A 12,212-nucleotide genomic window follows, 5' to 3' on the forward strand; every position below is an offset into this window, starting at 1 on the left:
GATTATACAGTTAACGCTTGTCCACCGGCTTTCTCAATGGCAGCTTTAGCAGTTGCAGTAAATTTGTGTGCACTAATATTAATAGTAGCTTTTAATTCACCACGCCCTAGGATCTTAACTAAATCATTTTTATCAACTAAGCGTTCTTCGATAAGGTTTTCAATTGTGATAACATCACTCAAACGGCCTTCATCAATATAAGCTTGCAAAACATCGATATTAACACCAGCATATTCCTTACGATTGATGTTAGTGAAACCAAATTTAGGAACACGTCTTTGTAATGGCATTTGACCACCTTCAAACCCAATTTTCTTTGAATAACCAGAACGTGATTTTGCACCTTTATGTCCACGAGTGGCAGTACCACCCTTACCAGAACCTTGACCGCGACCAATAATTTTGGCAGACTTTTTAACAGAACCTTCAGCAGGTTTAAGATTATTTAAACTCATCTATTATTTTTTATGCCTTCTCTACAGAGACTAAATGTTCAACTTTTGCAATCATCCCTTGAATGACAGGAGTATCATCATGCTCTACTACCTGATTCATTTTGCGTAGACCTAAAGCCTCAAGCGTACGCTTTTGTCTTAACGGTCTTTTGATTGCACTACGTACTTTTTTAATTTTTAATTTCGCCATTATCGTATGATTACCCGTTAAACACCTTATCTAAAGAAACACCTCTTTGTTTTGCAACAGTATGAGCATTACGTAATTGTAATAAAGCATCAAAAGTAGCTTTTACAACGTTGTGAGGATTAGATGAACCTTGGTTCTTAGAAAGAACATCATGAACACCTACCGCCTCAAGAACTGCACGTATAGCACCACCAGCAATAACTCCGGTACCAGTAGCAGCAGGAATCAACAATACTCTAGCTCCACCAAATTTACCTTTTTGTTCATGAGGAATAGACCCTTTAACAAGCGGTATTCTCACTAAATTTTTCTTGGCATCCTCAACAGCTTTAGATATAGCTTCAGAAACCTCCTTAGATTTCCCTAAACCATGACCTACAACTCCGTTCTCGTCACCTACAACGACAATTGCTGAAAATCCAAAAGCACGTCCACCTTTTGTCACCTTAGTAACACGCTGAACACCTACTAATCGATCCTTAAGATCAAGTCCACTAGGCTTTACTAATTCTACGTTTTTATATTTTTGGTACATTACTGTAATGTTTGTAATTAAAATTTAAGGCCAGCCTCTCTAGCCCCATTTGCTAAAGACAATACACGACCATGATAAAGATAACCTCCACGATCAAAAGATACTGTCTCGACACCTGCAGCTTTAGCTTTCTCTGCAACAGCTTTTCCTACCTCATTAGCAACAGAAATTTTTTCGCCTTTTGACTTTAAATCTCTTGATGAAGCTGAAGCAATCGTCACACCATCTACATCATTAATTACTTGAGCATAAATCTCTTTATTGCTACGATACACAGATAAACGAGGACGTTCGGCTGTACCAGAAATATTCTTACGAATTCTGCGACGGATTTTATTTCTTCTTTCAGACTTTGAAAATGCCATAATACTTATATATTATGCTGACTTACCAGCTTTTCTTCTTAATTGTTCACCCACAAATTTAACACCTTTTCCTTTATATGGCTCAGGTTTTCTGAAAGATCTTATTTTAGCGGCCACTTGACCTACTAATTGTTTATCAAATGATGTTAATTTGATTCTTGGATTCTTTCCTTTTTCAGATACTGTTTCAACCTTAACCTCTTCAGCAATATCTAATACAATATTATGTGAAAAACCTAATGCCAAATCTAAAACCTGACCTTGATTAGACGCCCTGTATCCAACACCAACCAATTCTAACTCCTTAGACCAGCCTTCAGACACTCCAGCTATCATATTGAAAACTAATGATCTATACAAACCATGCTTAGCCTTATGATCTTTAGAATCAGAAGGGCGAGTTACAAAAACTTCATCTCCTTCAATCTTAATAGTGACATCAGAGTAATCCTGCGTAAGCTTACCTAACTTACCTTCAACACTTATAACTCCGTTGTCCACCTTAACAGTGACACCAGCTGGAATTGCTACGGGATTATTTCCTATTCTAGACATATCTAATTATTTAATATACGTAACAAAGTACCTCACCACCTACGTTTTCCGTACGAGCTTGTTTATCCGTCATTACACCTTTACTAGTTGACACAATAGCAACACCTAATCCGTTCAAGATTCTAGGTAACTCTCCTGCACCAGCATACTTACGTAAACCTGGCTTACTCAACCTTTGAATATCTTTTATAACCGACTCTTTTGTTTCTCTATCGTATTTTAAAGCTATCTTAATGTTATCTTGAGCATTATGCTCTTCAAACTTATAACTTAAAATATAACCTTGATCAAAAAGAATCTTAGTAATTTCCTTTTTTAACTTAGAAGCAGGAACATCAACAACACGATGATTAGCACGTACTGCATTTCTAATTCTAGTTAAATAATCTGCGATTGGATCTGTATTCATAATACTATATTTAAGCTAATTACCAACTAGCCTTTTTAACTCCTGGGATTAAACCTTGATTTGCCATTTCTCTAAAAAGAACACGGGAAATACCGAACTGTCTCATATAACCTTTAGGACGACCAGTAAGCTTACATCTATTATGCTGTCTTACAGGTGACGAATTCTTAGGTAATTTCTGAAGAGCCTCGTAATCCCCAGCCTCTTTCAAAGCCTTACGCTTCTCAGCATACTTTGCAATTAGTGCCTCACGTTTGCGCTCACGCGCTTTCATTGATTCTTTTGCCATTGTCTTTAATCCTTTTTGAAAGGTAAACCTAACTCACCTAGTAAAGACTTAGCCTCTTTATCAGTTTGAGCACTAGTAACGAATGTTATATCCATACCAGAGATTTTATTAACCTTATCTATGTTTATTTCTGGAAATATGATTTGTTCAGTAATTCCTAAGTTATAATTACCACGGCCATCAAATCCACTTGCCTTGATACCCTGAAAATCTCTAACACGAGGTAATGCTACTGTAACTAAGCGATCTAAGAATTCATACATGCGCTCACCTCTTAAAGTAACTTTGACACCAATAGGCATACCCTTACGTAATTTAAAAGAAGCAACATCTTTCTTTGAAAGAGTAGCAACAGCCTTCTGACCAGTAATTGTTGTTAACTCATCAAGAGCATAATCAATTAACTTCTTATCAGCAACTGCAGCACCTACACCACGGCTAAGAACTATCTTTTGCAACTTAGGAATTTCCATTACATTATTGTAACCGAATTCCTCTTTTAAAGAAGCAGCGACGCGCTCCTTATATTCTGTCTTGAGTCTAGGAATATATGCCATGACTAAATTAAATCGTTTGTTGTTTTTGCAAATCGAACCTTCTTATCACCTTCCATACGATAACCCACACGAGTTGTTTTACCATTCTTGTCAATCAATGACAAATTAGAAATCTGCATAGGAGCTTCAATTTCTTTAATCCCACCTTGTGGATTGGTTGCACTAGGCTTCTCATGTTTAGAAACCATATTAACACCTTCCACGATGGCTTTATTTTTGTCTTTAAAAATACGAGTAACAACACCTTCTGAACCTTTGTGTTCGCCGGCAAGTACACGTACTTTATCTCCTGTTTTAATTTTTACCTTTACCATGATTGTAAATTATAATACTTCTGGAGCCAATGAAACTATTTTCATAAATTGCTTATCACGCAACTCTCTCGCAACCGGACCAAAAACACGAGTACCTCTCATTTCTGAGTTAGGATTCAATAACACACAAGCATTATCGTCAAATCGTATATATGATCCATCTGGTCGACGCACCTCTTTTTTAGTTCTTACTACTACCGCAGTAGATACAGCACCCTTTTTGATATTACCATTAGGAGTAGCTTCCTTAACAGAAACAACAATTTTATCTCCCACTGATGCATACCTTCTTTTAGTACCACCTAACACTCTAATACAAAGCACTTCTTTAGCACCAGTATTATCAGCTACCTTAAGTCTTGATTCTTGTTGTAACATTACTTAGCTCTTTCTATTATTTCTACTAATCTCCAATTCTTAGATTTACTAAGAGGACGAGTCTCCATGATTCGCACCGTATCACCTTCGTTGCACTCATTCTTTTCATCATGAGCAACATACTTCTTAGTTTTCAAAACGAACTTTCCATACATAGGGTGCTTTTGCTTCTTTACTTCAGCAACAACGATGCTTTTATCCATCTTGTTACTCCTTACAACACCAATACGTTCTTTTCTTAAATTTCTAGTTTCCATAATGTTCGTCTACTGATTATTTATAGCCGTTTTTAATCGAGCAATAGTTCTACGCAAGTCCTTTATCTGTGAAGGATTATCTAATGGGGACACAATATGTGTTCTTGTAAGATCTGCATAAACCTTTTGCGATTCTACCAACTTATCACTAAGCTCTGCAGCAGAATAACCTTTTACCTCTGATTGCTTCATAACTAATAATTATTCTTGAAAATCGCGAGCGACTATAAATTTTGTTTTAACCGGCAACTTTTGAGCAGCTAACCTTAAAGCTTCTTTTGCAGTCTCAAGTGGTACACCTGAAATTTCAAACAAAATTCTACCTGGCTTAACTACGGCCGCCCAATATTCTACTGCACCTTTTCCCTTACCCATACGAACCTCAAGTGGCTTCTTAGTTATAGGTTTATCCGGAAAAATTTTAATCCATAAGGATCCTTCTCTCTTCATATAACGAGTCGCTGCAATACGAGCAGCTTCTATCTGACGCGAATTAATGAATTCAGAATCTAATGATTTGATACCAAAGGTACCATACGCTAGCTGATTACCGCGTCCGGAATTACCCTTCATGCGACCCTTCTGCTGTTTTCTAAACTTTGTCTTTCTAGGTTGTAACATCTCTAGCTATTATTTTCTACGACGGCGATTTCCTCCTCTGTTTCCAGAGCCACCATCTGATTTACTTTGTTTTTTAGATAAGCCTACTAACGGAGATAACTCACGCTTCCCATAAACCTCTCCTTTCATGATCCAGACCTTTACACCTAAACGACCGTAAGTCGTATGAGCTTCTACTAAGGCGTAATCAATATCAGCACGGAATGTAGATAAAGGAATCCTTCCATCTTTGTAAGACTCAGAACGAGCCATTTCAGCCCCATTCAATCTACCAGAAATCTGGATTTTTATGCCTTCCGCGTTCATTCGCATTGCAGCAGCGATAGCCATTTTGATTGCGCGTCTATAAGAAATCCTATTCTCTATCTGACGAGCAACACTAGCTCCTACTAAAAATGCATCAAGCTCAGGACGTTTAATTTCATGAATATTAATCTGAACATCCTTGCCAGTAATTTTCTTAAGTTCCTCTTTAAGACGATCTACCTCTTGACCACCCTTACCTATAATAATACCAGGCCTAGCAGTAGTAATTGTTACTGTAACAAGTTTAAGCGTACGCTCAATAATAACTCGTGAAACACTAGCCTTAGAAAGACGAGCATGTATATACTTACGTATTTTATCATCCTCTGCAAGCTTATCTCCATAATCATTACCACCATACCAGTTAGATTCCCATCCTCTGATAATACCTAAACGATTTCCTATCGGATTAGTTTTTTGTCCCATATCCTTTTTTAGTTAACCTCTGTGTTATTAGTTTGACCTAACACAACAGTAACGTGGTTCGATCTTTTTCTTATTCTATGTGCTCTACCTTGTGGCGCTGGACGCAACCTTTTCAACATAGATCCACCATCAACTCTTATCTCCTTAATAAAAAGACCAGCCTCAGCGACATCAGAATCCTCATTCTTAGCCTGCCAATTAGCAATAGCCGATAAAACAAGCTTATCCAGTCTACGCGCAGCCTCCTTAGAAGAAAACTTTAAAATATTTAAAGAATCTTCAACCTTTTTACCTCTGATAATATCAGCTACTAACCTCATCTTACGAGGACTTGTAGGACAGTTATTAAGCTTAGCAAATGCGACGCTCTTTTTCTCCTCCTTAAGCCTTTCAGCCATTTGTTTTTTACGAACTCCCATAGCCTAGATTACTTTTTTCCTTTATTCTTAGCTCCTGCGTGACCTCTAAAAGATCTTGTCGGAGAGAATTCACCTAATTTATGACCTACCATATTCTCAGTAACATAAACAGGAATAAATTGTTTCCCATTATGAACACCAATTGTCTGCCCCACAAAATCTGGAGTAATCATTGATGCACGAGACCATGTTTTAATAACAGTCTTTTTTCCGGACTCAACATTTTGAGCCACCTTAGCTTCCAACTTATGGAATACATAAGGTCCTTTTTTTAATGAACGAGCCATAATTATTTCTTTCTACGTTCTAAAATATATTGAGTACTTGCTTTATTTTTATCTCGTGTGCGATAACCCTTCGCAGGAATACCATTACGAGAACGTGGATGCCCACCTGAAGACTTACCTTCACCACCACCCATTGGGTGATCAACTGGATTCATAACCACCGGACGAGTTCGAGGCCTTCTACCTAACCAACGAGATCTTCCAGCTTTACCACTAACCACTAACTGATGATCACTATTAGAGACAGCACCAATTGTAGCTAAACACTCCTGCAACACCAATCTAGTTTCACCAGAAGGCATTTTAACAGTAGCATACTTACCATCCCTAGCCATTAACTGCGCGAACGAACCAGCACTACGAGCTATAACAGCTCCTTGACCTGGATGTAACTCAATACAACTAATAATACTACCTAATGGAATATTTGATAACTTCATTGCATTACCGACCTCAGGAGCAACAGAGTCTCCAGAAACTATATTCTGACCTACCTGCAAACCATTCTGAGCAATAACATAACGTTTCTCACCATCCTGATAATTCACTAAAGCAATAAAAGCAGTCCTATTAGGATCATACTCAATAGAAGCGATAGTAGCAGGAACACCTTGCTTATCTCTTTTGAAATCGATAATACGGTAGCGTCTTTTATGACCACCACCTTTGTAACGCATAGTCATACGACCACTTGCGTTACGACCACCTGAACGTTTTTTCGGAGCAAGCAAGCTCTTCTCCGGCTTATCAGTTGTTATGGCATCATAACCATTAACAACTCTAAATCGCTGTCCAGGAGTAACAGGTTTTAATTTTCTAACTGACATCTTTTGTCTGTATTATTTATAGATTACTATAAAGGTCGATGGTATCTCCATCTTGCAGCTGTACAAAAGCTTTTTTACCAGCCTTAGTTTTACCAATCTGCATCCCTGATTTTGTAAATTTAGTCTTGCGCTCAACACGTACATTCATAGTCCTTACTTTAGTAACAGTAACTCCATATGTAGCTTCGACCGCGTTTTTAATTTGAATCTTATTAGCAGTAGGCATAACCTCAAACCCATAACGATTCAATAGCTCACTATCGCTAGTAGCCTTTTCTGTAATGATTGGTTTTATCAAGATATTCATGTCCTATTTGCTTAAAGTTTCCTCAATTCCTTCTAATGAGCTCTCCAACACTACCACACTATTAGCGTGTAAAATTTTATAAGTGTTTAATTCTGAGTTAGTTACTACTTCAGAACCCTTGAAATTTCGAGAAGACAAATATACATTATTATTTGAACCACCCAACACAAAAAGAGATTTTTTATTATCTAATCCTAAAGACTTTAAAACGTCAATAAAATTCTTTGTTTTTGGAGCATCAAAACTAAAGTCTTCAACGATATGCAAATTACCTTCAGCCATTTTTTGACTAAGGACAGATTTACGAGCTAAACGCTTTTGACCTTTATTAAGCTTGAAAGAATAATCTCTCGGAGTTGGACCAAAAATACGTCCACCACCTCTAAAAACACCAGACTTAATAGATCCAGCTCTAGCTGTACCAGTACCTTTTTGCTTCTTAATCTTACGGGTACTACCAGTAATTTCGGCACGCTGTTTTGCCTTATGTGTACCTTGACGTTGATTTGCTAGATATTGCTTAACATCTAAATAAATCGCATGATCATTAGGCTCAATTGCGAAAATGCTATCAGATAACTCTACCTGACGACCAGTTTCTTTTCCTTTAATGTCTATAACTGATACCTTCATTACTTCTGTAAGATTACGTAAGAATTCTTATGACCAGGAACACAACCCTTAACAACTAAAAGGTTTTTCTCTGGAACCACTTTAAGAACTCTTAAATTTTCAACTTTAACTTTTGCATTACCCATCTGTCCAGCCATGCGCATTCCTTTGAATACACGTGCAGGATAAGATGCTGCTCCAATAGATCCAGGTGCACGCAAACGATTGTGCTGACCATGTGTAGCTTGACCTACACCAGCAAAACCATGACGCTTTACTACACCTTGAAATCCTTTTCCCTTTGATGTTCCAGAAACATCTATAAATTCACCTTCTGTGAATATATCTACAGAGATTGAATCTCCTAATTTGTAAACCTCATCAAAACCTTGAAACTCTACAACTTTTCTCTTGACACCAGTACCTGCTTTCTTAAAATGACCTTGAGCCGCTTTAGATGCATTTTTGTCTGATTTGTCATCGAAACCAAGTTGAAGGGCAGTATAACCATCCACTTCTTCAGTTCTGACTTGGGTAACAACGCAAGGACCTGCTTCTATGATAGTACATGGCATATTTTTACCATTTTCATCATAAATACTAGTCATTCCGATTTTTCTTCCTATTAACCCAGACATATTTATTATTTATTATATTAATACTATTTTAAGACCTACGCTTTCGCGAAAGCGTAGATCTTAAAAACTTTTTTATTACACTTTAATTTCAACCTCAACACCACTTGGCAACTCCAACTTCATTAAAGCATCAATAGTTTTACTTGAAGAACTATAAATATCTAACAACCTCTTATAAGAGCTTAGTTGAAATTGTTCACGTGACTTTTTATTTACGTGAGGTGATCTTAATACTGTAAAGATCTTTTTGTGAGTTGGTAATGGAATTGGACCAGTTACAACCGCACCTGTACTCTTTACTGTTTTAACGATTTTTTCAGCAGATTTATCTACCAGCATGTAATCGTAAGACTTTAACTTTATTCTGATTTTTTGACTCATCTTTTGAAAATTAATTAGTTGCACCTTTAGCTGCTGCGATAACTTCTTCACTAATGTTAGAAGGCGTTTCAGCATAGTGTGAAAATTCCATTGTTGATGTCGCTCGACCTGAAGATAGAGTACGTAACGTAGTCACGTAACCAAACATTTCAGATAAAGGCACTTCAGCTTTAACAACTTTTGCGCCAGCACGATCACCCATGTCGTTCACTTGACCACGACGACGATTTAAGTCACCAACTATATCACCCATGTTTTCTTCTGGTGTGATAACTTCAAGTTTCATGATAGGCTCAAGAATTACAGCACCAGCAGATTTTGCTGAAGCCTTATAACCCATCCTAGCCGCAAGCTCAAAGGAAAGCGCATCTGAATCTACAGGGTGGAAAGATCCATCCTTTAGTGTAACTTTCATGCTATCCATTTCAAATCCTGCAAGCGGACCTGCCTTCATAGCTTCACGGAAACCTTTCTCGATAGCTGGAATAAATTCCTTAGGAACATTTCCACCTTTAATTTGGTTTACAAACTGAAGACCTTCTTCTACCTTGCCTTCTTCATTCTCCTCTGCCGGCTCAATGGTAAATACAATATCACCAAATTTACCGCGACCACCAGATTGTTTTTTATACGTTTCTCTATGATCAGCAGCTCTAGTAATCGCCTCCTTGTACTCAACTTGTGGAGCACCTTGATTAAGCTCAACCTTAAACTCGCGACGCATACGGTCTACGATAATATCTAAATGAAGCTCACCCATTCCAGAAATAATAGTTTGACCAGAAGCCTCATCAGTTCTCACTTGGAATGTTGGATCTTCTTCTGCAAGTTTTGCTAAAGCCATACCCATTTTATCAACATCAGCCTTAGTCTTAGGTTCTACCGCAATACCTATTACCGGATCAGGGAAGTCCATTGACTCAAGAACTATAGGATGCTTCTCATCAGACATAGTATCACCAGTCTTGATATCTTTAAATCCTACAGCTGCACCTATATCTCCAGCTTCGATAAAGTCGATAGCATTTTGTTTATTAGAATGCATTTGATAGATACGAGAAATACGCTCTTTCTTACCTGAACGATTGTTCAAAATATAAGAACCTGCATCTAAACGTCCAGAATATGCACGGAAGAATGCTAAACGTCCAACGAAAGGATCTGTTGCAATCTTAAATGCAAGAGCAGCAAACGGCTCTTTTACATCTGGCTTTCTTATCTCTTCTTTCTCAGTATCTGGGTTCATCCCTTTAATACCTTCCTTATCAGTAGGTGAAGGTAAATAACGACATACAGCATCTAACAAGAACTGAACACCTTTATTTTTAAAAGCCGAACCACAAATCATAGGAATTATAGACATATCCATTACGGCAGCACGAAGAGCAGCATGCACTTCATCCTCAGTAATAGAATCCTCGTCTTCCATAAATTTCTCTAGAAGATTTTCATCATAAGCTGCAACCTCTTCTATAAGTAAAGCACGGTATTTTTTAGCTTCTGCCTTCATATCCTCAGGAATATCAATCACATCAAATGTGGACCCTTGAGTATTATCATGCCATACTATAGCACGGTTTTTCACTAAATCTACGATACCTTTAAAATCTGCCTCATCACCGATATTCAATACAATCGGCACAGCATTAGACTTCAACATATCCTTCACTTGTTGACATACTGCCAAAAAGTTAGAACCTTGACGGTCCATTTTATTTACAAAACCTATACGAGGAACCTTATAGTTATCTGCAAGTCTCCAGTTAGTTTCCGATTGTGGCTCAACACCATCAACAGCACTAAACAAGAACACTAAACCATCTAAAACACGTAATGATCTATTCACCTCTACAGTAAAATCTACGTGACCAGGTGTGTCTATAATATTAAAGTGATAATCCTTTGTATCAGGTGTAGGCTGTGCATTTTCTAAAGGAAACTTCCATGTACATGTAGTTGCAGCAGAAGTAATTGTAATACCACGCTCCTGCTCTTGCTCCATCCAGTCCATGGTAGCAGCACCATCATGCACCTCACCAATCTTATGAGAAACTCCAGTATAGTAAAGAATACGCTCTGTTGTAGTCGTTTTTCCTGCATCAATATGCGCAGCAATACCTATATTTCTTGTGTATTTTAAATCTCTAGCCATTGTTTCTTAGAATCTAAAGTGAGAGAATGCCTTGTTTGCCTCGGCCATCTTGTGAGTATCTGTCTTCTTTTTAACAGCAGCACCTTCTTCCTTTGCAGCAGCTAGTATCTCAGAAGCTAATTTTTGAGAAAAACTTTTCTCATTACGCTTACGTGAGTATCCTATCAACCACTTCATTGCAGTAGATATTTTTCTGTCTGGACGAATTTGCATTGGAATCTGAAAAGTAGCTCCACCTACACGGCGGCTACGAACCTCTACATGAGGCATTACATTAGATAATGCATCTTTCCATAATTCAAGTGCCGTTTTCTCGTCATCTTGTTTTTTCTCTTCTACAATGTCAATAGCATCATAAAAAAGCTTAAAAGCTGTTGACTTCTTTCCGTGTAACATCATCATGTTCACAAAACGCGTCACTAGCTGGTCGTTAAAACGTGGATCCGGAAGGATAGGACGTTTCTTGGCCTGTCTTTTTCTCATTTCTTCTCTTTGAGTTGTTAATTAAAGCCCCTGAACTGAGTATAGCTCATAGCTTAATAAAAATTTACTTCTTAGGGCGTTTTGCACCATATTTAGATCTACGTTGTGTACGGCCTGCAACACCTGCTGTGTCCAGTGCACCACGCACTATGTGATATCTAACTCCTGGCAAATCCTTTACCCTTCCACCTCTAACCAATACTATCGAGTGCTCTTGTAGATTGTGTCCTTCTCCTGGAATGTATGCATTTACTTCCTTACCGTTAGTAAGTCTAACCCTTGCAACCTTTCTCATCGCTGAGTTAGGCTTCTTAGGTGTAGTTGTGTAAACACGAGTACATACTCCACGACGTTGAGGACAAGAATCTAAAGCAGCCGATTTACTCTTCTTGGTTATTTTGGCTCTTCCTTTACGTACTAATTGTGAAATCGTTGGCATATTGTTTTAC

At 37.8% G+C, this 12,212-nt stretch carries 24 protein-coding genes; all 24 read right to left on the reverse strand.

The features are described from left to right. Positions 1-2: 2 nt before the first annotated feature. Entirely contained in the window at positions 3-455 is a 453-nt protein-coding gene (gene rplO / locus BST92_RS02150) for a 50S ribosomal protein L15 (RefSeq protein ID WP_105069974.1), read from the reverse strand. A gap of 10 nt (positions 456-465) precedes the next feature. Further along, on the reverse strand, positions 466-645 hold the full coding sequence (rpmD, locus tag BST92_RS02155; RefSeq protein ID WP_036580343.1) for a 50S ribosomal protein L30: 180 nt from the start codon (positions 643-645) through the stop codon (positions 466-468). 10 nt (positions 646-655) lie between these two features. After that, complete coding sequence (gene rpsE, locus BST92_RS02160; RefSeq protein ID WP_105069975.1) at positions 656-1,180, reverse strand: 30S ribosomal protein S5; 525 nt, start codon at positions 1,178-1,180, stop codon at positions 656-658. 17 nt (positions 1,181-1,197) lie between these two features. After that, complete coding sequence (gene rplR / locus BST92_RS02165; RefSeq protein ID WP_105069976.1) at positions 1,198-1,545, reverse strand: 50S ribosomal protein L18; 348 nt, start codon at positions 1,543-1,545, stop codon at positions 1,198-1,200. A gap of 12 nt (positions 1,546-1,557) precedes the next feature. Then, positions 1,558-2,100, reverse strand: coding sequence for a 50S ribosomal protein L6 (gene rplF / locus BST92_RS02170; protein WP_105069977.1), 543 nt, complete (start codon positions 2,098-2,100; stop codon positions 1,558-1,560). Positions 2,101-2,110: 10 nt separating this feature from the next. After that, positions 2,111-2,509 (reverse strand): 30S ribosomal protein S8, encoded by a 399-nt coding sequence (gene rpsH, locus BST92_RS02175; protein ID WP_105069978.1) that lies wholly within the window; start codon positions 2,507-2,509, stop codon positions 2,111-2,113. A 19-nt stretch (positions 2,510-2,528) separates the two neighbouring features. Beyond that, positions 2,529-2,798 carry a 30S ribosomal protein S14 gene (gene rpsN, locus BST92_RS02180; protein ID WP_105069979.1) on the reverse strand — a complete coding sequence of 90 codons (270 nt, stop codon included), beginning with the start codon at positions 2,796-2,798 and terminating at the stop codon, positions 2,529-2,531. Between the two features lie 5 nt (positions 2,799-2,803). Continuing rightward, positions 2,804-3,355 (reverse strand): 50S ribosomal protein L5, encoded by a 552-nt coding sequence (gene rplE / locus BST92_RS02185; protein ID WP_006795803.1) that lies wholly within the window; start codon positions 3,353-3,355, stop codon positions 2,804-2,806. Between the two features lie 2 nt (positions 3,356-3,357). Then, complete coding sequence (gene rplX, locus BST92_RS02190) at positions 3,358-3,669, reverse strand: 50S ribosomal protein L24 (RefSeq protein ID WP_105069980.1); 312 nt, start codon at positions 3,667-3,669, stop codon at positions 3,358-3,360. A gap of 9 nt (positions 3,670-3,678) precedes the next feature. Beyond that, positions 3,679-4,047, reverse strand: a complete 369-nt coding sequence (rplN, locus tag BST92_RS02195; protein WP_006795805.1) for a 50S ribosomal protein L14 — start codon at positions 4,045-4,047, stop codon at positions 3,679-3,681. Then, positions 4,047-4,304, reverse strand: coding sequence for a 30S ribosomal protein S17 (gene rpsQ, locus BST92_RS02200; protein WP_040002781.1), 258 nt, complete (start codon positions 4,302-4,304; stop codon positions 4,047-4,049). Before rpsQ ends, rplN begins: the two co-directional genes overlap by 1 nt. A 9-nt stretch (positions 4,305-4,313) precedes the next feature. Beyond that, on the reverse strand, positions 4,314-4,496 hold the full coding sequence (gene rpmC, locus BST92_RS02205) for a 50S ribosomal protein L29 (protein ID WP_105069981.1): 183 nt from the start codon (positions 4,494-4,496) through the stop codon (positions 4,314-4,316). 9 nt (positions 4,497-4,505) lie between these two features. Continuing rightward, on the reverse strand, positions 4,506-4,925 hold the full coding sequence (gene rplP / locus BST92_RS02210) for a 50S ribosomal protein L16 (RefSeq protein ID WP_105069982.1): 420 nt from the start codon (positions 4,923-4,925) through the stop codon (positions 4,506-4,508). 9 nt (positions 4,926-4,934) lie between these two features. Further along, positions 4,935-5,657 carry a 30S ribosomal protein S3 gene (rpsC, locus tag BST92_RS02215; protein WP_006795807.1) on the reverse strand — a complete coding sequence of 241 codons (723 nt, stop codon included), beginning with the start codon at positions 5,655-5,657 and terminating at the stop codon, positions 4,935-4,937. Between the two features lie 8 nt (positions 5,658-5,665). Next, the gene (gene rplV / locus BST92_RS02220; protein WP_042288577.1) at positions 5,666-6,076 is read right to left on the reverse strand and encodes a 50S ribosomal protein L22; all 411 of its coding nucleotides are present in this window, start codon (positions 6,074-6,076) and stop codon (positions 5,666-5,668) included. Positions 6,077-6,084: 8 nt separating this feature from the next. Further along, positions 6,085-6,363 carry a 30S ribosomal protein S19 gene (gene rpsS / locus BST92_RS02225; protein WP_040002784.1) on the reverse strand — a complete coding sequence of 93 codons (279 nt, stop codon included), beginning with the start codon at positions 6,361-6,363 and terminating at the stop codon, positions 6,085-6,087. A gap of 2 nt (positions 6,364-6,365) precedes the next feature. Beyond that, the gene (rplB, locus tag BST92_RS02230) at positions 6,366-7,190 is read right to left on the reverse strand and encodes a 50S ribosomal protein L2 (protein WP_105069983.1); all 825 of its coding nucleotides are present in this window, start codon (positions 7,188-7,190) and stop codon (positions 6,366-6,368) included. Positions 7,191-7,206: 16 nt separating this feature from the next. Continuing rightward, positions 7,207-7,497: a 50S ribosomal protein L23 gene (gene rplW, locus BST92_RS02235; RefSeq protein WP_105069984.1), complete on the reverse strand. Its 291-nt coding sequence runs from the start codon at positions 7,495-7,497 to the stop codon at positions 7,207-7,209. A gap of 3 nt (positions 7,498-7,500) precedes the next feature. Beyond that, positions 7,501-8,130 (reverse strand): 50S ribosomal protein L4, encoded by a 630-nt coding sequence (gene rplD, locus BST92_RS02240; protein ID WP_105069985.1) that lies wholly within the window; start codon positions 8,128-8,130, stop codon positions 7,501-7,503. Further along, positions 8,130-8,747, reverse strand: a complete 618-nt coding sequence (gene rplC / locus BST92_RS02245; RefSeq protein WP_105069986.1) for a 50S ribosomal protein L3 — start codon at positions 8,745-8,747, stop codon at positions 8,130-8,132. Before rplC ends, rplD begins: the two co-directional genes overlap by 1 nt. A gap of 75 nt (positions 8,748-8,822) precedes the next feature. After that, positions 8,823-9,128 carry a 30S ribosomal protein S10 gene (gene rpsJ, locus BST92_RS02250; protein ID WP_006795812.1) on the reverse strand — a complete coding sequence of 102 codons (306 nt, stop codon included), beginning with the start codon at positions 9,126-9,128 and terminating at the stop codon, positions 8,823-8,825. A 10-nt stretch (positions 9,129-9,138) separates the two neighbouring features. Next, complete coding sequence (gene fusA, locus BST92_RS02255; protein ID WP_105069987.1) at positions 9,139-11,280, reverse strand: elongation factor G; 2,142 nt, start codon at positions 11,278-11,280, stop codon at positions 9,139-9,141. Between the two features lie 6 nt (positions 11,281-11,286). Beyond that, positions 11,287-11,763 carry a 30S ribosomal protein S7 gene (gene rpsG / locus BST92_RS02260; protein WP_105069988.1) on the reverse strand — a complete coding sequence of 159 codons (477 nt, stop codon included), beginning with the start codon at positions 11,761-11,763 and terminating at the stop codon, positions 11,287-11,289. A gap of 64 nt (positions 11,764-11,827) precedes the next feature. Then, on the reverse strand, positions 11,828-12,202 hold the full coding sequence (gene rpsL, locus BST92_RS02265; protein ID WP_006795815.1) for a 30S ribosomal protein S12: 375 nt from the start codon (positions 12,200-12,202) through the stop codon (positions 11,828-11,830). Positions 12,203-12,212 lie beyond the last annotated feature (10 nt).

This window comes from Nonlabens arenilitoris (assembly GCF_002954765.1).
GTDB lineage: Bacteria > Bacteroidota > Bacteroidia > Flavobacteriales > Flavobacteriaceae > Nonlabens > Nonlabens arenilitoris.

Bases quoted from the DNA above. Each gene is read 5' to 3' on its own strand.
- rpsE (WP_105069975.1), bottom strand. From the start codon at position 1,180: ATGTACCAAAAATATAAAAACGTAGAATTAGTAAAGCCTAGTGGACTT.
- rpsQ (WP_040002781.1), bottom strand. From the start codon at position 4,304: ATGGAAACTAGAAATTTAAGAAAAGAACGTATTGGTGTTGTAAGGAGT.
- rplX (WP_105069980.1), bottom strand. From the start codon at position 3,669: ATGGTAAAGGTAAAAATTAAAACAGGAGATAAAGTACGTGTACTTGCC.
- rpsL (WP_006795815.1), bottom strand. From the start codon at position 12,202: ATGCCAACGATTTCACAATTAGTACGTAAAGGAAGAGCCAAAATAACC.
- rplP (WP_105069982.1), bottom strand. From the start codon at position 4,925: ATGTTACAACCTAGAAAGACAAAGTTTAGAAAACAGCAGAAGGGTCGC.
- rpsN (WP_105069979.1), bottom strand. From the start codon at position 2,798: ATGGCAAAAGAATCAATGAAAGCGCGTGAGCGCAAACGTGAGGCACTA.
- rplR (WP_105069976.1), bottom strand. From the start codon at position 1,545: ATGGCATTTTCAAAGTCTGAAAGAAGAAATAAAATCCGTCGCAGAATT.
- rpsS (WP_040002784.1), bottom strand. From the start codon at position 6,363: ATGGCTCGTTCATTAAAAAAAGGACCTTATGTATTCCATAAGTTGGAA.
- rpsC (WP_006795807.1), bottom strand. From the start codon at position 5,657: ATGGGACAAAAAACTAATCCGATAGGAAATCGTTTAGGTATTATCAGA.
- fusA (WP_105069987.1), bottom strand. From the start codon at position 11,280: ATGGCTAGAGATTTAAAATACACAAGAAATATAGGTATTGCTGCGCAT.
- rpmD (WP_036580343.1), bottom strand. From the start codon at position 645: ATGGCGAAATTAAAAATTAAAAAAGTACGTAGTGCAATCAAAAGACCG.
- rplD (WP_105069985.1), bottom strand. From the start codon at position 8,130: ATGAAGGTATCAGTTATAGACATTAAAGGAAAAGAAACTGGTCGTCAG.
- rpsJ (WP_006795812.1), bottom strand. From the start codon at position 9,128: ATGAGTCAAAAAATCAGAATAAAGTTAAAGTCTTACGATTACATGCTG.
- rpmC (WP_105069981.1), bottom strand. From the start codon at position 4,496: ATGAAGCAATCAGAGGTAAAAGGTTATTCTGCTGCAGAGCTTAGTGAT.
- rplN (WP_006795805.1), bottom strand. From the start codon at position 4,047: ATGTTACAACAAGAATCAAGACTTAAGGTAGCTGATAATACTGGTGCT.
- rpsG (WP_105069988.1), bottom strand. From the start codon at position 11,763: ATGAGAAAAAGACAGGCCAAGAAACGTCCTATCCTTCCGGATCCACGT.
- rplV (WP_042288577.1), bottom strand. From the start codon at position 6,076: ATGGGAGTTCGTAAAAAACAAATGGCTGAAAGGCTTAAGGAGGAGAAA.
- rplE (WP_006795803.1), bottom strand. From the start codon at position 3,355: ATGGCATATATTCCTAGACTCAAGACAGAATATAAGGAGCGCGTCGCT.
- rpsH (WP_105069978.1), bottom strand. From the start codon at position 2,509: ATGAATACAGATCCAATCGCAGATTATTTAACTAGAATTAGAAATGCA.
- rplB (WP_105069983.1), bottom strand. From the start codon at position 7,190: ATGTCAGTTAGAAAATTAAAACCTGTTACTCCTGGACAGCGATTTAGA.
- rplF (WP_105069977.1), bottom strand. From the start codon at position 2,100: ATGTCTAGAATAGGAAATAATCCCGTAGCAATTCCAGCTGGTGTCACT.
- rplC (WP_105069986.1), bottom strand. From the start codon at position 8,747: ATGTCTGGGTTAATAGGAAGAAAAATCGGAATGACTAGTATTTATGAT.
- rplW (WP_105069984.1), bottom strand. From the start codon at position 7,497: ATGAATATCTTGATAAAACCAATCATTACAGAAAAGGCTACTAGCGAT.
- rplO (WP_105069974.1), bottom strand. From the start codon at position 455: ATGAGTTTAAATAATCTTAAACCTGCTGAAGGTTCTGTTAAAAAGTCT.